This is a genomic window from Micromonospora sp. SD12 (genome assembly GCF_052068495.1).
Classification (GTDB): Bacteria; Actinomycetota; Actinomycetes; order Mycobacteriales; family Micromonosporaceae; genus Micromonospora; species Micromonospora echinofusca.
Genome location: NZ_JBQHDF010000003.1, coordinates 270,609 through 289,045, shown reverse-complemented (window position 1 = coordinate 289,045; position 18,437 = coordinate 270,609). Strand labels below are relative to the sequence as shown.

The following is an 18,437-nucleotide window of genomic DNA, read 5'->3' as shown; positions in this document are numbered from 1 at the left end:
GGTGACCGTGACGCAGGACCCGGGCGTGCCCCTGCGCGTCGTGTCGTACAACATCCACAGCCAGCGCGACGACACGGCCGCGCTGGCGGCGGTGGTCCGCGACGTCAGGCCGGACGTGGTGATCGTGCAGGAGGGGCCGCGCCGGTTCCGGTGGCGGCAGAAGTCGGCGGCGCTGGCGGAGTCGTTCGGCATGGTGGTGGCGGCCGGTGGGCTGCCCGCCCTCGGCAACCTGCTGCTGACCAGCCTGCGGGTACGGGTGGTGGCCGAGAGGTGCCAGCGCTTCCCGCTCACCCCCGGCCGGCACCTGCGCGGCGCCGCGTACGCCGAGTGCGTGGTCGCCGGCGCCGCCCGGTTCACCGTGGCCGGCTCGCACCTGTCCACCGACCCGACCGAGCGACCCGGGCAGGCCGCGCTGTTCAAGCGCGAGCTGGACGCCGCCGCCACACCGGTGATCGCCGCCGCCGACCTGAACGAGGGCCCGGACGGGCCGGCCTGGGCGACCGTGGCGCGCGGGCTGACCGACGCCGCCGTGGCGATGGACCGGGCCGACCGGCTCACCTACTCGTGCGCGGATCCACGCCGCCGCATCGACGCCCTCTTCGTCGACCCGCGCGTCACAGTGGTCGACTACGACGTGGTGGACACCCCGCAGACCCGGCGCGCCAGCGACCACTTCCCGGTCCTGGTCGACCTGCTGCTGCCCGCCGCCGACTGACGGTACGCCGCGTCCAGGGCTGGACAACCCGCTCCGTTGTGGAGAGGATGCTGCGCGACCCGGCACTCGTGCCGCACAAAAGGAGATCCCGGTGTCCACCTCCACCGACCACGGCCGGCCCGACCCGGAGGCGAGCACTCTCGCCCTGACCCGCGACGGCCGGCCGGTCTCCGACCGGGGCGACACCGTCTGCGTGATCGGCGCCGGGGCCAGCGGCCTCACGGCCATCAAGAACCTGAAGGAGCACGGCTTCGGCGTCGACTGCTACGAGCGGGAGACCGGCGTCGGCGGCGCCTGGAACTGGCGGCACGACCGCAGCCCGGTGTACGCGAGCACGCACCTGATCTCGTCGCGGCCCTTCACCCAGTTCCCCGACTTCCCGATGCCGGACGACTGGCCGGACTACCCGCACCACAGTCAGCTGCTGTCGTACTTCGAGCGGTACGCCGACCACTTCGACCTGCGCGGGCACATCTGGTTCGGCACCGAGGTCGTCCGGGTGGAGCCCGTGGCCGGTGACCGCTGGGACGTGACGACCCGCAGCACCGGCGGCTACGGCCCGGAACGCACCTCCCGCTACGCGGCGGTGGTGGTCGCCAACGGCCACAACTGGTCGCCGAAGCTGCCCCGCTACGAGGGGCTGGAGGAGTTCCGGGGCGAGGTCATGCACGCCTCGTCCTACAAGGACCCGGCGCAGCTGCGCGGCAAGCGGGTGCTGGTGGTGGGCGCCGGCAACACGGGCTGCGACGTCGCCGTGGAGGCCGCCCAGCAGGCGTCGCGCTGCTGGCACTCCACCCGCCGGGGCTACTGGTACGCCCCGAAGTACGTCCTCGGTCGCCCCGCCGACCAGGTCAACGACGCGCTGCTGGCACTGCGTGTGCCGCTGCGGGTGCGGCAGTGGCTCTACCACTGGACGCTGCGGCTGACCGTCGGCGACCTGACGCGGTTCGGCCTGCCGAAGCCCGACCACCGGGTCTACGAGACGCACCCGATCGCCAACAGCCAGCTCGTCTACTACGTGGGCCACGGCCAGATCGCGCCGGTGCCGGACGTCGTGCGCTTCCACCCGTACGCCGTCGAGCTCTCCGACGGCCGGCAGATCGACCCGGATCTGGTCGTCTTCGCCACCGGCTACCTGCCGCGCTTCGAGTTCCTCGACCCCGCGGTGCTCGGCGACGAGGCGGGGCAGGGCCGGCCGAAGCTCTGGCTCAACGCCCTCGTCCCGGGCCGCCCCACGCTGGCCGTGGCCGGGCTGGTCCAGCCGGATTCCGGCATCTTCCCCCTGTCGCACTGGCAGACGGTGCTCTTCGCCCGGCTGCTGCGGCTGCGCGTGACCCGTCCCGACCGGGCGGACGCCTTCGCCGCCCGCGTGACGGCGAAGGCGGGGGAGCGGTACGCCGGGCCCGTCAAGGACAGCAGCCGGCACTGGTTCGAGGTGGGCCACGCCGACTACCTGCGCGCCGTCCAGCGCGCGCTGCTTGACCTGGAGGCTTCCCGGTGAGCGCGAGGAGTGCAGCGCAGCGGAGCCCCGCAGTCGCGAACGAAAGGCCGGAACAGTGAGTCAGGTGCGGATCATGCGGGGGCGGGAGTGGGCCCGCCCGGTCCGCCCGGTCCGGCGTGAGGTGCTCGGCGCGGCCCCCGAGGTGGAGCAGGGGCGGCCCCCGCTGCTCTTCGTGCCGGGCTTCGGGCACGGTGCCTGGGCGTTCGCCGAGCACTGGCTCGGCCACGCCGCCTCCCGGGGCTTCCCGGCGTACGCGCTGAGCCTGCGCGGGCACGGCGACAGCGGCCCGGCGCCGGACGCGACGCTGCGGGCGTACGCCCACGACGTGACGCAGGTGGCGGCGGGCCTGCCGCGCCAGGCGGTGCTGGTGGGGCACGGCGCCGGGGCCCTCGTGGTCGCCCACGCGCTGGCCCGCTACCCGGCGCGGGCCGCGGTGCTGGTCGCGCCGGTGCTCGGCGGCTGGGCGACGTTCGGGGCGGCGGTGCGCCGCAACCCGCTCGGCACGCTGCCGGCGGTGTTCGGCGGGCCGCTGCGGCTGCACCGCCGCCAGCTGTTCAGCCGGGAGCTGCCCGAGGCCGAGGCGCGGCGGTACGCGGACCGGCTCGGCCGGGCCGGCCGGCGGGCCCAGTGGCAACTGCTCACCGGGCGCGTCGCCGAGCCGGCGGTGGGCGACCCGCCGGTGCTGGTGCTGGGCAGCCCCGACGACCGGGTGGTCCCGGCGACGGCGCTGACCCGGGCGGCCCGGCGGTACGGCTCGGCCCCGCTGCTCTTCCCCGGCATGGGGCACGACATGATGCTCGACGCGCGGTGGCGGGAGCCGGTCGACGCCATCCTGGACTGGCTGGAGAAGGACCGGGCGCCGACCGGCCGGCCCTGACCGACCCGGGCCGGGCCGCCGGCCTCAGCCGCCCAACCGGGTCAGCAGCGAGCCGCTGTCGTCGAGGGTGGAGAGGTAGGAGCGGGCCCACGCCCGGATGTCGTGCCGGTGCAGGTGCGCCCGCATGGCCCGCATCCGCGCACCGAGGTCGTCGGGGCCCGCCCGCAGCGCCGCGAGCAGCCCCTGCTTGAGCCCCTCCAGGTCGTGCGGGTTGACCAGGTACGCCTGCGGCAGCTCGGCGGCGGCGCCGGCGAACTCGCTGAGCAGCAGCGCCCCCGTGTCGTCGACCCGGGCGGCGACGTACTCCTTGGCGACGAGGTTCATCCCGTCGCGCAGCGGGGTCACCGCCATCACGTCGGCAACCCGGTAGAGCGCGGCCAGCTCGGCGCGGTCGAACGGCTGGGTCAGGTAGTGGATCGCCGGCTCGCCGACCCGGCCGAACTCGCCGTTGATCCGTCCGACCTCGCGTTCCACCCGCTCGCGGAGGATCTGGTACTGCCCGACCCGCTCCCGGCTGGGCACCGCCACCTGCACGAGCACGGTGTCGCGCACCTTGACGTGCCCGTCGGCGATCAGTTCGCTGTAGGCCTTGAGGCGCTGCTCGATGCCCTTGGTGTAGTCCATCCGGTCGACGCTGAGGATCACCTGCTCGGGGCTGCCGAGGTCGTGGCGCAGCCGGGCGGCCCGGTCCGCCACGTCGGGCCGGGTGGCCAGCGCGGCCATCTCCACGGTGTCGATCGAGACGGGGAAGGCGCCGATGCGGACCACGCGGTCGTCGACGGCGATCCGCCGGTCGGTGGCGGGCACGTCCAGCACCTTCGCCACGAGCTGGGCGAAGTTGTGCGCGGCCTGGGAGCGCTGGAAGCCGACCAGGTCGGCGCCGAGCATCCCGCGCAGCAGTTCGGCCCGGCGCGGCAGCTGCATGAACAGCTCCGGTGGCGGGAACGGCACGTGCAGGAAGAAGCCGATGCGCAGGTCGGGCCGTAGCTGACGCAGCAGGCCCGGCACCAGTTGCAGGTGGTAGTCCTGCACCCAGACCACCGCGCCGGGCTCGGCCACATCGGCGGTGGCCTCGGCGAACCGCTGGTTGACCCGCTGGTACGCCTCCCACCAGCGCCGGTGGTACTCGGGTTGCTCCACCGAATCGTGGTAGAGCGGCCAGAGGGTCGCGTTGGCGAAGCCCTCGTAGTGGTCGCGCAGGTCGTCGGCGCTCAGCGCGACGCTGTGCATCCGGACGCCGTCGACGTCGGGCAGGGCGGGCGCCGGGCCGGTGCCGCCGGCCCACCCGACCCACGTCGCCGGGGTGTGCCGCAGGAGGGGATGGAGGGCGCTGACCAGGCCGCCGGGGCTGCGGCGCCACTCGCAGGCACCGTCGGGCGCCATACTGTCGTCGATGGGCAGGCGGTTGGCCACCACCACGAGGGAACTCTGTCGCATCTCGGGCATTCCGATCAGCAGGGGAGTGACCGCCGCAGCGGAGGAACAACCGGGCAGTCAGCGGGGGATGTGACGGACAGCGGTATTCCTACTGACAGTAAGTTACACCAGTGTTGCGCCCCGGGCGCGGGTCGCCCGTCGTCCCGGAATGCGGGCGGAAACGTGACGGGCGGGCGGCGGTCAGACGACCGCGCCGTCGTCCGGGTCGCGCTCGTCGTCGTCGCCGGGCCGCAGCCGCCAGATCAACGCGACGAAGCCGGCCAGGATGCCGGTGAAGCCGAACAGGTTGACGATCCCGGGGTCGGCCACGGGGAAGATCGACGGGAACAGGAAGAGCACGAAACCGAGCACCATGGCCAGCACGCCGACCACCGCGTACTTAGAGAAGCGCGGCAGGGGCGGGGGTGGCGGCGGGGTGTAGCGCTCGTCCTCCGCCTCGTCGTCGGGCAGGTCCGCGCCGAAGGTGTCCAGCCCGTCGAGCAGCGACGGCTCGTCCTGGCGGCCCCGGGAGAGGGAGACGCCCGAGATGTCGGCCGCGTACGGCAGCCGGCGCACGTCGGTGGCGGTCGGCCCGGCGGGCTCCTCGGGCGTGCCGAGGGTCACCGGCCCGCCGGCGGGCCCGGGCTGGTCGTCGACGTCCTCGGCGGCGGGCCACGGGTTGTCGCCGCCGCGAGGGGCGGTGGTGTGGAAGCCGGCGACGATGCGGGCCCACTCGGCCTCGATGTCCGGCTCGTCGTCGCGGGGCTTCTCGGGGGCCGCCGTCTCGTCGGCGAGCTGGGTCAGGTAGTCGCGCGCCGTCCGCAGGTGCGACCGGTCGACGTAGAGCCGGTCCACCGGGCGGGCCGGGACGGTGGTGGTGCGGGTGACCGGGTTCAGGTCGGCCGAGGGCTGGAGGTAGGCGGCGATCCCACCGGCGGCCAGGACGTCGAGCAGGTGCTCGCCGACGCGCGGATCCACGTCGCCGGCGACGGCGTACTCGCTCGCGTCGAGCCCGTTGTCCCGCCGTCCCCGGCGGGCACCACCCGCTGACACCCGGACATCCTCCTCATCACGCGCCCGCGGCGCGGCCGCCTGAGCCCCCTCGGCGCCGACTGGCACGCCGTGCCTTGAATCGTGACACGTCCGGACCCGGTTCCGGGAGTGCCTTGTGGCGCGGCGTACGAAGTCAGGGCCCCTGCCGCAGGTCGCGACAGGGATTTATGTCCGTTCTTGCTGAATCCTTCTCAACGGAGACCCTGGTCGTGCCGCCCACGAACGCCGCCGGCGGCGGCCACGGCGCTCAGCCCGGGTCGGGCGGGGAGCCCGGCCGGACCAGGCCGCTCTCGTACGCCGCCACGACGAGCTGCGAGCGGTCCCGGGCGTGCAGCTTGGCCAGCAGCCGGCTCACGTACGTGCGGGCGGTCGCCGGGCTGATGTGCAGGACGGCCCCGATCTCGTCGTTCGACCGGCCGGCGGCGACCTCGGCCAGCACCTCCCGCTCCCGGGCGGTCAGCGAGCGCAGCCGGGCCGGGTCCGGCGCCCGGTTGCCGGAGCGCACCGCCGCCATGACCCGCCGCGTCACCGCCGGGGAGAGCAGCGCCTCACCGGCGGTGACGATGCGTACCGCCCCCCGCAGCTCGTCGGGGCCGGTGTCCTTGAGCAGGAAGCCGGACGCGCCGGCCCGGATCGCCTCGAAGACGTACTCGTCCGTGTCGAACGTGGTGAGCACGACGACCCGTACGCCGGTGAGCCGCTCGTCGGCGACGATCCGCCGGGTGGCCTCGATGCCGTCCGTGCCCGGCATCCGGACGTCCATCAGCAGGACGTCGGGCCGCTCGGTGGCCGCCAGCCGGTACGCCGCGTCGCCGTCGCCCGCCTCGCCGACCACCTCGATGTCCGGCGCCCGGTCCAGCAGCGCCCGTAGCCCCGCGCGGACCAGGTGCTGGTCGTCGACGAGTCCCACCCGGATCACGTGGTCCCTCCCAGGGGTAGTTCGGCGCGTACCTCGAAACCGCCGCCGGGCCGGTTGCCGGCGGTGACGGTGCCCCCGAGCAGGGCGGTGCGCTCCCGCATGCCGCCGAGCCCGTACCCGCGCGGGGCGTCCCCGCGCTGCCCGCGCCCGTCGTCGCGGACCGCGACGGCGACGGCGCGGGGGCCGCGGACGACGTCGATCTCGACGGTGCTCGCGTCGGCGTGACGCAGGACGTTGGTCAGCGCCTCCTGGACCAGCCGGTAGGCGGTCGAGTCGACGGCGGCGGGCAGGCCGCTCAGCTCGCCCCGCCGGCGCACGGCGACGCGCAGCCCGGCGGCCCGCGCGCCGGCGGCCAGGTCGTCCAGCCGGGCCAGTCCCGCCACCGGCTGGCGGGGTTCGGCCCCGGCCGGGTCGCGCAGCAGGCCGAGGGTGGTGCGCAGCTCCCGGACGACCTGGGTGGTGGCCGAGCGGACGTGTCCCAGGGCGGCGCGGGCGGCGACCGGGTCGTCGTCGAGGGCCTCGTCGGCCACACCGGCATGCAGCGAGATGACGGAGATGTGGTGGGCGATCACGTCGTGCAGGTCCCGGGCGATGCGCAGCCGTTCCTCCTCGACCCGGCGCGCCGCCTCGCGGGCGTGGTCGCGTTCCAGCTGCCGCAGCCGCCACCGTTGCTCCCGGCGCCGCAGCCGCCGGGAGCGGACCCCGTCGCCGAGCGCGACCGCGGCGGCCATGATGGCCACGCTGGAGGCCAGCTCGAAGCCGACGAGGTACGCGACGCTCGCGCCCTGCACCGCGCGGAACGCGGTGGAGACGACGAGCAGGCCGAGCCCCACCAGCACCGCCCAGCGCAGCTGCCCCGCCTCGGCGGCGGAGTAGAGCGCCGCGGCGAGGGGGAGGGCCAGCCCGACCGGCGGGTAGCCGGCCACGTAGTACGCCACCAGGCCGGCGGCGCTGACCACCAGCACGGTCGCCGGCGCGCGGCGGCGCAGCAGCACGAGCGCGCCGAGCCCGACGGCGAACAGGTAGGCGGGCACGTCGCGGCCCCGGTCACCGCCCACGTTCGCGGTGATCGCCGCCGCCACGACGATCGACACGGCCGCCCCGATGAGCAGGTCCAGCACCGTGGCCCGGGGTAGCCCGAGCAGCCTGCCCGCCTCCCGGCCCGCCCCCCGCTGCGCCTCGGCCACCCGCACACCCCCGAGCGTAGGTGCCGCCGGCCTCATCGCGGGGCCGACGGGTGTCCCGACCGACCGTCGCCCCGCGCGGTATCCGTGGCGGCCGGCGGTACGTCGACAGGCGACACCGCCCAACTACCGGCACGGCCGCCCGCCGCCCGCCGCCCGCCGCCCGCCGCCCGCCGCCCGCCGCCCGCCGCCCGCTACCCGCCGCCCTCTGCCGCCGTCCGGGATGGACGCTCACGCCGCGCGGGCCGGATCACGTTGTGGCGGCCGGCATCGGGTTCGTAGGCTCATGCCCACGACGACCCGCGGCGACGCGACCACCTCTGGGAAGGACGCCGGTGCTGTACTGGCTGATGAAGTACGTGCTCCTCGGCCCGCTGCTGAGGCTGGTCTTCCGCCCGCAGGTCGAGGGGCTGCACCACGTGCCCGACACCGGGCCGGTGATCCTCGCCAGCAACCACCTGTCGTTCTCCGACTCGATCTTCACGCCGCTGGTCGTGAAGCGACGGGTGACGTTCATCGCCAAGGCCGAGTACTTCACCGGCAAGGGCGTCAAGGGCTGGCTGACGAAGATGTTCTTCGTCGGCTCCGGCACCATCCCGGTCGACCGCTCGGGCGGCCGGGCGGCCCGCGCGGCGCTGGACACCCAGCTGCGGGTGCTGCGCGGCGGGGGCATCGCCGGCATCTACCCCGAGGGCACCCGCTCGCCGGACGGGCGGCTCTACCGGGGCAAGACCGGCGTGGCCCGGCTGGCCCTGGAGAGCGGCGCCCCGGTGATCCCGACGGCGATGCTCAACGCCGACGAGATCCAGCCGCCCGGCAAGCTGATCCCCAAGATCGCCCGGGTGCGGATCCGGTTCGGCCCGCCGTTGGACTTCTCCCGCTACGCCGGGATGGCCGGCGACCGGTTCGTCGAGCGCGCGGTGACCGACGAGATCATGTACGAGCTGATGGAGCTCTCCGGCCGCGAGTACGTCGACATGTACGCCCAGAAGGCCAAGAGCCCGCCCGCCAACCCCGTCCCGCGCGAGCCGGTCCCCGCCTGACCGGCCCGCGTTGGGCGCGGACGGTGCCACCTTCGACGCGGTAGGCCAGCACCGGCGTCAGCACCGGCGTCAGCAGGCCACGGCCGTGCCGGCGGGTGCCGCCGGAGGGCGGGCCAGGTCCAGCAGGACGGGGGCGTCGTTGCGCAGCGCGAAGGCGCGCAGCTCGGCCAGCTCCGAGCGGCCCGCCAACGACTCGCCGGCCCGCTCCAGCTCCACCGTGGCGAAGGTCAACGCGAGCATCCGGTCGGTCACGTCCGGGATGCCGGCGTAGATCTCGGCACCGGCCAGGTGCAGCTCCGCGGCCCGCCGGTGGTCGCCGTCCGCCGCGGCCAACGCGCCGGTCACCGTCCGCCGCGCCGCCTCCGACCAGGGCGTACGGTGACCCACCCGGTCCAGCATGCCGCGCACCCGGGCCGCCGCGTCCCGCCCGGCGAGGCTGGCCGCGAAGCCGGCCGCCGCGATCCACTCCCCGCTGGCCAGGGCCGGCACCGCCGACCAGGAGTCGGCCAGCTCGTCGATCAGCGCCGTCGCCTCCGTACGGCGCCCCTGAAGGGCCCGGCAGAGCGCGCCCATGCCCAGCATCGTCCAGTGCGGCCGGTGGAAGCCCCCACGGCGGGCGGCGTCCAGCGCGGCCGCCACGTCGTCGCTGTACGTGGCGGCGGCGTCGTGGTCGGAGTGCGAGCGCGCCGGCGGCACCCGATCGCCGCGCAGCACCAGCAGGCAGGCGCGCAGGCCACGAACCTGCATGTCCCAGCTGCCCGTCGGGGTGTCCACGAAGGCCTCGGCGGCGGCCAGCAGCCGGCCGAAGTCGCCCTCGAACCAGGCGCGCATGGCCTCGGCCGAGTAGCTCGTGGTCAGCGTCTGCCCGCTGGCCTTGCGCGTCGGCAGCGACGAGAGCAGAGCGTCGGAGCGCAGCCAGTCGCCCTCCTCGCAGACGGCGTAGGCGAGGTTCTGCATGGCCCGGGGCAGGGCGATCAGCTGGCCGGCGCGGCTGACCTCGACGATGTTGTGCAGATCGTCCAGGCCGGACCGGTCGCCCGCCTGGTAGCGGGCGATGGCCGAGGTGATCCGGGCGTTGGTGCGGGTCTCGGTCAGCCCCAGGCGCTCGCCGATCTCCGCCGCCCGTTCGGCCGCGGCGACCGCCGGATCCCGCTCGTAGTTCAGCATGTGCAGCCGGCCCAGCTCGGCGTAGGCGTCCGCCTTCTGCGGGCTGTCCGGCAGCGGGGCGAACAGCTGCACGGCCCGGTCCAGGCAGGCCAGGGCGGCGGCCCGGTCGGCGCGCAGCCACGCGGCCTGACCGAGCAGCGTCCAGGCGCGCGCCGCGCAGGCGTCGTCGCCGTGCGCCAGCAGCCGGTCGGCGAGCGCCTGCAACTGCTCGGGGCCGCCGCCGGAGAGGAAGCCGTTGCCGTCGCGGTAGAAGGAGATCTCGGTGCTGAGCAGCTCCAACTGGAGCCTGCCGACCGGGTCGGTGTCGTCGGCCAGCCCGAGCGCCCGGCCCGCGTGGCTCGCCGCGACGTCGAGGCTGTGCAGCGCGTACGCCCGGCGGGCCGCCCGGTGCAGCGCGGCCCGGGCGGGGCCGGCGTACCGGCCGATCTCCATGCCCAGCGTGCGGGCGATCTCGTGGGCCGCCCAGCGGTGGTGGGCCAGCACCTCGGCCAGGTCGGTGTCCCGGCTCTGCGAGAGCATGTCCAGCCACTGCGCCGTCCGCTCGTGGCGCGCCACCCGCTCGGTACGGGGCAGCCGCTGGTAACAGACGTCGCGCACCAGCACGTGCCGGAACCGGTACTCCGGTTGGCCGGCCATCGTGGAGGCGGCCTGCTCGTGCACGAAGTCGCGCTGCTCCAGCCGGCGCAGCGCGCGTTCCACCGATTCGACGGGCTGCCCGAGCGCGGCGGCCACGGCCCCCGGCCAGAACTGCACGCCGACCACGGCGGCGGCCAGCAGCACCGTGCGTTCCTTGGCGTCGAGCAGGTCGATGCGGTTGGCGATGACGGCGTGCACGCTCTCCGGCATCGGCAGGTCGAGGTGCTTCTCCAGCGACCAGCCCCGCCCGGACTGGCGCAGCGCGCCCTGCTCGATCAGCATCCGCACGTACTCGTGGGCGTAGAGCGGGTTGCCGCCGGCCACCTCGATCAGCGGGGTGAGCATGTCGGCGGAGAAGGCCGCCCGGCCGAACATGTGGGCGTAGAGCGCCGCGATGCCCGTGTCGCGCAGCGGGGGCAGGGTGATGGTCACCGAGCCGGTGATCGTCCCCGCCCAGCTCGGGTCCCGGTCGACGAGTTCGGGCCGGGCGGTGCAGAGCAGCAGCAGCGGCACGTCCCGGGCGGCGGTGCCGAGCAGTTCCACGAAGCGCAGCATCGCGTCGTCGGCCCAGTGCAGGTCCTCGAAGACCAGTACGGTCGGCCGCCGGGCGGCGAGGGCGAGCAGGAAGCGCCGCCACGCCGACTCGGTCTCCTCGGCCGGCAGCGGCGTGCCCGGCAGGCCCACCATCGGCCGCAGGGCGTCGACGAGGCGCTGCCGCTCGCCCGGGCCGACCAGCTCGCCGACGGCGGAGGCGAGCCGCTGGGCGGCGCTGGACGCCGGGTCGGTGTCCAGGATGCCGGCCTCGGACTTGACGATGTCGGCCAGCGCCGCGAACGTCACGTTCTCGCCGAACGGCGGGCACCGCCCGATGCGCCAGGTCAGCGGCTCGTCGACCAACTGGTCCACGTGCCGGTACAGCTCCCGGACCAGCCGGCTCTTGCCCAGCCCGGCCCGGCCGAAGACCGTCACCACCTGCGGGCGCCGGTCGCGCAACGACCGGTGCAGGGCGTTGACCAGCATTCCCAGCTCGTGTTCGCGGTCGATCAGCGGCGTGACGTCCGGCTGCCGGTCGGTCGGCTGCCGGCGTACCGGCGACAGGGCCAGCCACACCTCGGTCGTCGTCGACCGCCCGCGCAGGGTCACCGGCGGCTGCTCGGAATAGCGGATGGCGTCCCGGGTGAGGGCGTGCGTCACGCCGCAGACCAGCACCCCGCCGGGCGGGGCGACGGACTGCATCCGGGAGGCCGTGTTGACCACGTCGCCGGCCACGATCGCCTGACCGCCGTCGCGGGCGGCGGCCACGTCGACCAGCGCCTCGCCGGTGGCCACCCCGACCCGGAAGCGCAGCGCCTCCGCGCCGGTGGGGGCGAAGCGGGTCAGCACCCGTTGCAGCTCCAGGCCGGCCCGCACGCAGCGCAGCGCGTCGGTCTCGGTGGCCACGGGCGCGCCGAACAAAGCCATCACCGCGTCGCCGATGTACTTCTCCACCACTCCGCCGTACTGGCCCACGACGCGGCGGGCGGCCGAGAAGAACCCGGTCTGCATACCCCGGACCAGCTCCGGGTCGGCCCGCTCGACGTACGGGGTGAAGTCGATCAGGTCGACGAAGAGCACGCTGACCCGGCGGCGGTCCTCCTGCGGGGCCACCTGCCGTTCGGTGCCCGGCCGGGCCGCGCCGCAGGAGGTGCAGAACGCCACGTCCCGGGCGAGCGGGCGCAGGCAGTGCGGACACACCGCGCCCAGCTCGTTGCCGCAGCCGCCGCAGAAGCGGTCGCCTGCGGCGGCCGTACGTCCACAGCGGTCACACTGCGTGGCGATGACACCCTCCACTGGCGGTCCCGCCGGCGCCGGGATCGGCACCGTTGTGCTGTCAGTATCGTCGTCCGCCCTGCTGTCGGGTACCGGGCTGTTGGTTTGTGGACAGTCCACCGGCCGGTCCTGCCGTTACAGTCAGGCGGCTGATTGTCGACCATTGACCACAGGGGGATTCCCGATGGTGTACGTGATGTTGCAGAGCGACTGGACCGACGGCAACGGGGTGAGCCACCTCGCCGGCGACTCCGTCGACGTGGACGCCGCCACGCTGGCCGCGCTCCAGGCGCAGGGCATCGTCAGCGAGCAGTCCGGCGGCGGCAAGGACGGCACGGAGTGGGTCGGGCCGGGCAGCACCAACTGGGTCGGCCCGGGCAGCAACACTCCCTGACACCCCACGCGCGAAAGGGCCGGAGCGACTGCTCCGGCCCTTCTACGCGTACGCCTCAGCGCTCGCTCATGCCGGCGCGGCGCCGCAGCGCCGCCACGTCGGTGACCACGATGCGCCGGCCCTCCGTGCGCAGCCAACCCCGGTTGGCGAACGACCCGATGGCCTGGTTGACGCTCTGCCGCGAGCCGCCGGCCATCTCGGCGAGCTGGCTCTGGTTGAGCTCGATGGTGATCATCGGGGCCTGGCTCTCGCCGGCGAGCCGCACCAGGGTCTTGGCCACCCGGCCGGGCAGGTCCAGGAAGACGTGGTCGGCGTTCTGCTCGGTCAGCCGGCGGATCAGCCCACCGAGCGAGCGCATCACCGCGTCGAGGATGCGCGGGTTGGAGTGCACCAGCTCCATGAAGGCGCCCCGGGACAGCGCGAGCGCCTGGCAGTCCTCGATCGCCTCGGCCGAGGCGGACCGGGTGGAGGCGTCGAGCAGGGAGACCTCGCCCAGCACGTCCGGCGGACGGATGACCGACAGCACCGCGCGCTCGCCGGTCGGCGCGGTGCGGAAGACCGCGACCGCGCCCCGGCGCAGCACGATGAGGGACTCGCCGGGGTCGTTCTCGACGAAGAGCAGCTGACCCTTGCGGTACGTGCGGGGAACCGCCGCGGCGATCACCCGCTGGCGGACCTCCGGCTCCAGCCCGGCGAACATCTCCACACCCGTGAGCGCGTCGCCCGGCTCCGGTAGGCGCATCTCCACGGTCCAACCCCTCCCCGGTCAAGGACCACAACTCGCTCACCGGGTGAACCTGAAGGCCCTCGACGAGGTGAACTGACACCGGTTCGGCGTCCGGTAGCGGTACACATCAGATCATGACGCTCCGGTCGCTTGCTGTACACCCCTCGAAGCACTTCCGTGACACTCCCGAGCTGCGGCGACCGGCCTGGCGGGAGGCGTCGGCGCCGCCGGAGCGGCGGTCCCGGCCGCCCCGGTGGGCCGGGCACATCGGCGGCACCGCCCGCCCCGGTGGGCCGGGCGTGACGGGCGTGGGCGAGGATGACCGGTGATGGTCTACCGCTACTTCTACGACTGCGAGTTCATCGAGGACGGCCGGCTCGTCGACCTGGTGTCGATCGGCGTCGTCGACGAGTACGGCCGCGAGTTCTACGCCGTCTCGACCGAGTTCGACGACTCGCGGGCCGTGCCCTGGGTGCGCCGCAACGTGCTCGACAAGCTGCCCTCCCCGGCCAACCGCGCCTGGCGCTCGCGCGAGCGCATCCGCGACGAGCTGTACGACTTCCTCGTCGAGCCGGTCCGCGACCGCCCGGGCGAGCAGTTGGAGCTGTGGGCCTGGTACGCCGCGTACGACCACGTGGTCCTCGCGCAGCTGTGGGGCGCCATGCCGGCGCTGCCCCGGGAGATCCCCCGGTTCACCAAGGACCTGCGTCAGCTCTGGGACGACCGGGGCCGGCCGCCGCTGCCGGACGCCGACGCGGCGCGGCACGACGCCCTGGTCGACGCCCGGCACAACCTGGCCCGGTGGCGGGCGATGACCGGTTCGTAGGTTTGGTCGGTTCTGTCCCGGGCACCGGTGCGACGTCGAGCCGATGTGAGGGAGAGCCCCATGAGCAACGAACCGACAAGCGCCGACGAGGCCCGGCGCCGGGTCACCGAACTGATCCGCGAGGCCCGCATCTGCATGCTGACCACGAGTGCCGTGGACGGCCGGCTGGTGAGCCGCCCGATGGGACTGCAGGAGGCGGAGTTCGACGGCGACCTGTGGTTCTTCGCGTACGCCGACTCCGCCAAGGTCCGGCACATCCGCGTGAACCCCGAGGTCAACGTCTCCTTCTCCGACTCCCGGCGCAACGCCTGGGTTTCGGTCGCGGGCACGGCCCGGGAGGGCTACGACCGGGCGAAGGCCGAGGAGCTGTGGAGCCCGGTGCTCAAGGCGTGGTTCCCGGACGGGCTGGAGACGCCCGGGCTCACCCTGATCAGGGTGCACGCCAGCTCCGCTGAGTACTGGGACTCCCCGTCGAGCACGATGGTCAACCTGTTCGGGTACGCCAAGGCCGCGGTGACCGGCAAGCCGCCGAAGGCGGGGGAGAACCACGAGGTCAGCTACTGACCGGTAGGCCGACCGGCCGGTGGGACCGGCCCGGGGCGCGGTGTCGGCGCACGCCCGCGGCGACTACAGTGCGCACTGACGGCCCGCCCCGGGCCGGCAACGGCGCCGATGGTCTGATCCGACACATATCCTGGGGCAAATCGGGCTTCACCTGATGCTCCAGGAGGATGAGCGATCATGCGTATCGGCGTGCTCACCGGCGGCGGCGACTGCCCAGGTCTCAACGCGGTCATCCGGGCGGTGGTCCGCAAGGGCGTCGCCAGCTACGGCCACGAGTTCGTGGGTTTCCGGGACGGCTGGAAGGGTCCGTTGGAGGGCCTGTCCCGTCCCCTGGGCATCGCGGAGGTCCGCGGCATCCTGCCGCGCGGCGGCACCATCCTCGGTTCGTCCCGGACCAACCCCTTCAAGATCGAGAACGGCGTCGAGCGGATCAAGGAGAACCTCGCCGCGCAGGGCGTGGACGCGCTCATCGCGATCGGCGGCGAGGACACCCTCGGCGTGGCCACCAAGCTGCACGAGCTCGGGGTGCACGTGATCGGCGTGCCGAAGACGATCGACAACGACCTCGGCGCCACCGACTACACCTTCGGCTTCGACACCGCCGTCAACATCGCGATGGAGGCGATCGACCGGCTGCACACCACCGCCGAGAGCCACCACCGCACCCTGGTCGTCGAGGTGATGGGCCGGCACGCCGGCTGGATCGCCCTGCACGCCGGCCTGGCCGGCGGCGCCAACGTGATCCTGCTGCCGGAGCGGCAGTTCGACGTCGAGCAGGTCGCCGGCTACGTCGAGAAGCGCTTCCAGCACCAGTACGCCCCGATCGTCGTGGTCGCCGAGGGCGCCCAGCCGCTGGACGGTCAGATGGTCCTGCACAACCAGGAGCTCGACGCGTTCGGCCACGTCCGCCTCGGCGGCATCGGCCAGTGGCTCGCCGAGCAGCTTGAGGCCAAGACCGGCAAGGAGGCCCGCACCGTCGTGCTCGGGCACATCCAGCGCGGCGGCACCCCGAGCGCCTTCGACCGCGTGCTCGCCACCCGGCTCGGCCTCCAGGCGATCGACGCCGTCCACGAGGGCGACTGGGGCAAGATGGTCGCCATGCAGAGCACGGACATCGTCCGCGTGCCGCTGGCCGACGCCACCCGCGAGCTGAAGACCGTGCCGCTGGAGCGGTACGCCGAGGCCGAGGTCTTCTTCGGCAGCTGATCCATCCGTGGCGTCGCGACGGGCCGCCCGGCCCGTCGCGACGCCGGCTCACGGCGAGGGGGTACGACGGCGATGGCGGGTACGGTGCACACGGTCGCGGTCATCGGGGCCGGCAAGATCGGCGAGCTGATGCTCTCCGGGCTGCTGCGCTCGGGCTGGCCCGTGGACCGGCTGCTCGCCACCGCCCGCCGGCCCGCCCGCGCCGAGGAGCTGACCGCCCGCTACGGGGTCCGGGTGGTGGACAACCTGACGGCGGTGGACGAGGCGGAGGTGCTCGCCGTCTCGGTCAAGCCGCAGGACGCGGCGACCCTGCTGGACGAGATCGGGCCGAAGGTGCCCGCCGACAAGCTGGTCATCTCGCTCTGCGCCGGCCTGCCGACCAGCTTCTTCAACCGCCGGCTGCCCGAGGGCACGCCCGTGGTGCGGGTGATGACCAACACCCCGGCCCTGGTCGACCAGGCGATGACCGCGATCTCCGCGGGCGCGCACGCCACCGGGGCGCACCTGGCGTTGGCCGAGGAGATGTTCAAGCCGCTCGGGTCGACCGTCCGGGTGCCCGAGTCGCAGCAGGACGCCGTCACCGCGCTCTCCGGCTCCGGGCCGGCGTACTTCTACCTGCTCGTCGAGGCGATGATCGACGCCGGCATCCTGCTCGGCCTGCCCCGGCAGGTCGCGCACGAGCTGATCGTGCAGACCGCGATCGGCTCGGCGGTGATGCTGCGCGACTCCGGCGAGCACCCGGTGAAGCTGCGCGAGGCGGTCACCTCGCCGGCCGGCACCACCATCTCCGCCGTGCGCGAGCTGGAGAAGCACGGCGTACGCGCGGCGCTGCTCGCCGCGCTGGAAGCGGCCCGCGACCGCGCCCGCGAACTGGCGGCCCAGGCCGACTGACTCTTCCCCGCCGTACGTGGACGCGATCGGTGGCGCCGGATCCCACCACTGAACACGACGCCGACCCGGCCGATCCTCTCGCCCGGGTCGGCGCCTTGGTCGCCGAGATCACCGGTAGAGCAGGTGGGGCTCGCGTCGACGGTTGAAGTCCGCCAGCTCGTCGGCCCAGGCGCCGACCACGTCGTCCACGTCGGCCCCCGCGTCGATCATCGTGCGCAGCCGAGGTGACCCGGTCAGCTTGTCGATCCAGTACGGCCGCACGGCGTCCCACGAGTCGCGCCGCCACGCGAACGCCTCGTACTTGTGCGCCTCCACCAGCATCGCGACCGCCGTGCGGATCGGGTCGTACGCCGCCCGGTCGACGACCTTGACCTCGACCCCCGCGCAGAGCTTGTTGAGCAGCGCGGGCTTCTGACCGGCGGACGTCGGCGTGAAGTAGGCCTCGCGGAACTCGACGCCGGGCAGCTCGCGGGCGTTGAGCCGGTCGGACCAGTGGTAGTCGAAGTCGTCGGCCAGCCCGCCGATCAGCTCGAACGGCTTGCAGGTGCCCCGGCCCTCGGTGAGCGACGCGACGCCCTCGAACAGACCGGTGCCCGGGTAGACCAGCGCGGTGTCCGTGGTGGGCATGTTCGGGCTGGGCAGCACCCAGGGCAGGTCGGTGTCGGCGGCCAGCTTGTCGCGCTTCCAGTGCCGGCACTCCACGACGTGCAGGTCGACCTTGCGGCCGGCCTCGGCGGGCAGGAACTCGGCGTTGAAGAACCGGGCCAGCTCGCCGACGGTCATGCCATGCTGCTGGACGATCTCCTTCAGGCCCACCCCGGAGGTGTAGCCGGCGGTCATCATCGGCCCGTAGGCCCGGCCGCCGACCGGGTTCGGCCGGTCCAGCACCACGTAGCGCTTGCCGACCCGGGCCGCCGCCATCATCGAGGTGTACATCGTCCAGATGTACGTGTAGAAGCGGGCGCCGACGTCCTGGATGTCGAAGACGACGGTGTCGACGCCGGCCTGGGTGAACATGGACTCCCACTTGGCCAGCGAGGCCCCGTACGCGTCGTAGACGGTGATCCCGGTGCGGGCGTCGATGCCGGTGCCCTCGCTGCCGCCGGCCTGCGCCGAGCCGCGGAAGCCGTGCTCGGGGCCGAACGCGGCGGCCAGCCGCACCGTGCCGGAGGCGTGCATCAGGTCGACCAGGTGCCGGTAGTCCGAGTCCACGCCGGTGGGGTTCGAGATCACGCCCACCCGCTGGCCGGCGAGGTCGGCGAAGTCGGAGCGTACGAGCACGTCGAGCCCGGTCTCCACGTGGCGGATGCCGGGCGCGGCGTGACCGGCCGCGCCGGGGGCCGTCGCCGCGACCGCGCCCACGGTCACCGCACCCGCTCCGGCCAGGAACTTCCTACGCTCCATGTCGCCCCTCCCGTCGGTTTGGTCGAAACTTAGCTACACGTGGATGCCCCGTCAAGGAAGGTTAGCTACAAATCCGGTCCGGCCGGGTGCCGTCCGGAGCCGTGC

The 18,437-nt window shown here is 74.0% G+C and carries 17 protein-coding genes; 10 read left to right on the top strand and 7 right to left on the bottom strand.

Annotated features, from left to right (window positions below; all coding sequences use genetic code 11):
- The first annotated feature begins 7 nt into the window (after positions 1–7).
- The 3 genes from ACTMS2_RS08275 (at position 8) to ACTMS2_RS08265 (ending at position 3,093) form a co-directional block, all read left to right on the top strand.
- Entirely contained in the window at positions 8–715 is a 708-nt protein-coding gene (locus ACTMS2_RS08275) for an endonuclease/exonuclease/phosphatase family protein (protein ID WP_441175139.1), read from the top strand.
- A 91-nt stretch (positions 716–806) separates the two neighbouring features.
- The gene (locus ACTMS2_RS08270; RefSeq protein ID WP_441174885.1) at positions 807–2,216 is read left to right on the top strand and encodes a flavin-containing monooxygenase; all 1,410 of its coding nucleotides are present in this window, start codon (positions 807–809) and stop codon (positions 2,214–2,216) included.
- A 73-nt stretch (positions 2,217–2,289) separates the two neighbouring features.
- Complete coding sequence (locus tag ACTMS2_RS08265; protein ID WP_441175138.1) at positions 2,290–3,093, top strand: alpha/beta hydrolase; 804 nt, start codon at positions 2,290–2,292, stop codon at positions 3,091–3,093.
- A gap of 24 nt (positions 3,094–3,117) precedes the next feature.
- On the opposite strand, the gene ACTMS2_RS08260 is transcribed toward ACTMS2_RS08265, so the two are convergent.
- The 4 genes from ACTMS2_RS08260 to ACTMS2_RS08245 all read right to left on the bottom strand — a co-directional run bounded on the left by ACTMS2_RS08260 (position 3,118) and on the right by ACTMS2_RS08245 (position 7,674).
- On the bottom strand, positions 3,118–4,530 hold the full coding sequence (locus ACTMS2_RS08260; protein WP_441174884.1) for an alpha,alpha-trehalose-phosphate synthase (UDP-forming): 1,413 nt from the start codon (positions 4,528–4,530) through the stop codon (positions 3,118–3,120).
- Between the two features lie 180 nt (positions 4,531–4,710).
- The gene (locus ACTMS2_RS08255) at positions 4,711–5,562 is read right to left on the bottom strand and encodes a DUF308 domain-containing protein (RefSeq protein WP_441174883.1); all 852 of its coding nucleotides are present in this window, start codon (positions 5,560–5,562) and stop codon (positions 4,711–4,713) included.
- A gap of 247 nt (positions 5,563–5,809) precedes the next feature.
- Positions 5,810–6,481: a response regulator transcription factor gene (locus tag ACTMS2_RS08250; protein WP_441174882.1), complete on the bottom strand. Its 672-nt coding sequence runs from the start codon at positions 6,479–6,481 to the stop codon at positions 5,810–5,812.
- Complete coding sequence (locus ACTMS2_RS08245) at positions 6,478–7,674, bottom strand: sensor histidine kinase (protein WP_441174881.1); 1,197 nt, start codon at positions 7,672–7,674, stop codon at positions 6,478–6,480. Before ACTMS2_RS08245 ends, ACTMS2_RS08250 begins: the two co-directional genes overlap by 4 nt.
- A gap of 326 nt (positions 7,675–8,000) precedes the next feature.
- On the opposite strand from ACTMS2_RS08245, the gene ACTMS2_RS08240 reads away from it, so the two are divergent.
- Positions 8,001–8,708 (top strand): lysophospholipid acyltransferase family protein, encoded by a 708-nt coding sequence (locus ACTMS2_RS08240; RefSeq protein WP_441174880.1) that lies wholly within the window; start codon positions 8,001–8,003, stop codon positions 8,706–8,708.
- 69 nt (positions 8,709–8,777) lie between these two features.
- Here the strand turns inward: ACTMS2_RS08240 and ACTMS2_RS08235 are convergent, their stop codons facing one another.
- Positions 8,778–12,341 (bottom strand): ATP-binding protein, encoded by a 3,564-nt coding sequence (locus ACTMS2_RS08235; RefSeq protein WP_441174879.1) that lies wholly within the window; start codon positions 12,339–12,341, stop codon positions 8,778–8,780.
- A 163-nt stretch (positions 12,342–12,504) separates the two neighbouring features.
- On the opposite strand from ACTMS2_RS08235, the gene ACTMS2_RS08230 reads away from it, so the two are divergent.
- On the top strand, positions 12,505–12,714 hold the full coding sequence (locus ACTMS2_RS08230; protein ID WP_088999193.1) for a hypothetical protein: 210 nt from the start codon (positions 12,505–12,507) through the stop codon (positions 12,712–12,714).
- A gap of 55 nt (positions 12,715–12,769) precedes the next feature.
- Here ACTMS2_RS08230 and ACTMS2_RS08225 read toward each other — a convergent pair whose 3' ends face one another.
- Entirely contained in the window at positions 12,770–13,462 is a 693-nt protein-coding gene (locus ACTMS2_RS08225; RefSeq protein ID WP_088999194.1) for a Crp/Fnr family transcriptional regulator, read from the bottom strand.
- Between the two features lie 113 nt (positions 13,463–13,575).
- Here ACTMS2_RS08225 and ACTMS2_RS08220 point away from each other — a divergent pair, with 113 nt between their 5' ends.
- The 5 genes from ACTMS2_RS08220 (at position 13,576) to proC (ending at position 16,928) form a co-directional block, all read left to right on the top strand.
- Positions 13,576–13,770, top strand: a complete 195-nt coding sequence (locus ACTMS2_RS08220; RefSeq protein ID WP_441174878.1) for a hypothetical protein — start codon at positions 13,576–13,578, stop codon at positions 13,768–13,770.
- The gene (locus ACTMS2_RS08215; protein WP_358087559.1) at positions 13,770–14,267 is read left to right on the top strand and encodes a polyadenylate-specific 3'-exoribonuclease AS; all 498 of its coding nucleotides are present in this window, start codon (positions 13,770–13,772) and stop codon (positions 14,265–14,267) included. The genes ACTMS2_RS08220 and ACTMS2_RS08215 overlap by 1 nt, the downstream gene beginning before the upstream one ends.
- 60 nt (positions 14,268–14,327) lie before the next feature.
- The gene (locus tag ACTMS2_RS08210; RefSeq protein ID WP_441174877.1) at positions 14,328–14,831 is read left to right on the top strand and encodes a pyridoxamine 5'-phosphate oxidase family protein; all 504 of its coding nucleotides are present in this window, start codon (positions 14,328–14,330) and stop codon (positions 14,829–14,831) included.
- 177 nt (positions 14,832–15,008) lie between these two features.
- On the top strand, positions 15,009–16,037 hold the full coding sequence (locus ACTMS2_RS08205; RefSeq protein ID WP_121400914.1) for a 6-phosphofructokinase: 1,029 nt from the start codon (positions 15,009–15,011) through the stop codon (positions 16,035–16,037).
- Positions 16,038–16,109: 72 nt separating this feature from the next.
- Positions 16,110–16,928 carry a pyrroline-5-carboxylate reductase gene (proC, locus tag ACTMS2_RS08200; protein WP_441174876.1) on the top strand — a complete coding sequence of 273 codons (819 nt, stop codon included), beginning with the start codon at positions 16,110–16,112 and terminating at the stop codon, positions 16,926–16,928.
- Positions 16,929–17,036: 108 nt separating this feature from the next.
- Here the strand turns inward: proC and ACTMS2_RS08195 are convergent, their stop codons facing one another.
- Positions 17,037–18,332 (bottom strand): exo-beta-N-acetylmuramidase NamZ family protein, encoded by a 1,296-nt coding sequence (locus ACTMS2_RS08195; protein ID WP_441174875.1) that lies wholly within the window; start codon positions 18,330–18,332, stop codon positions 17,037–17,039.
- Positions 18,333–18,437 lie beyond the last annotated feature (105 nt).

What these genes read in the sequence shown, in the direction of transcription:
- ACTMS2_RS08230 (WP_088999193.1), top strand. Translation starts at nt 12,505, where the DNA reads ATGGTGTACGTGATGTTGCAGAGCGACTGGACCGACGGCAACGGGGTG.
- ACTMS2_RS08220 (WP_441174878.1), top strand. Translation starts at nt 13,576, where the DNA reads ATGACGCTCCGGTCGCTTGCTGTACACCCCTCGAAGCACTTCCGTGAC.
- ACTMS2_RS08210 (WP_441174877.1), top strand. Translation starts at nt 14,328, where the DNA reads ATGAGCAACGAACCGACAAGCGCCGACGAGGCCCGGCGCCGGGTCACC.
- ACTMS2_RS08195 (WP_441174875.1), bottom strand. Translation starts at nt 18,332, where the DNA reads ATGGAGCGTAGGAAGTTCCTGGCCGGAGCGGGTGCGGTGACCGTGGGC.
- ACTMS2_RS08265 (WP_441175138.1), top strand. Translation starts at nt 2,290, where the DNA reads ATGCGGGGGCGGGAGTGGGCCCGCCCGGTCCGCCCGGTCCGGCGTGAG.
- ACTMS2_RS08215 (WP_358087559.1), top strand. Translation starts at nt 13,770, where the DNA reads ATGGTCTACCGCTACTTCTACGACTGCGAGTTCATCGAGGACGGCCGG.
- ACTMS2_RS08205 (WP_121400914.1), top strand. Translation starts at nt 15,009, where the DNA reads ATGCGTATCGGCGTGCTCACCGGCGGCGGCGACTGCCCAGGTCTCAAC.
- proC (WP_441174876.1), top strand. Translation starts at nt 16,110, where the DNA reads ATGGCGGGTACGGTGCACACGGTCGCGGTCATCGGGGCCGGCAAGATC.
- ACTMS2_RS08260 (WP_441174884.1), bottom strand. Translation starts at nt 4,530, where the DNA reads ATGCGACAGAGTTCCCTCGTGGTGGTGGCCAACCGCCTGCCCATCGAC.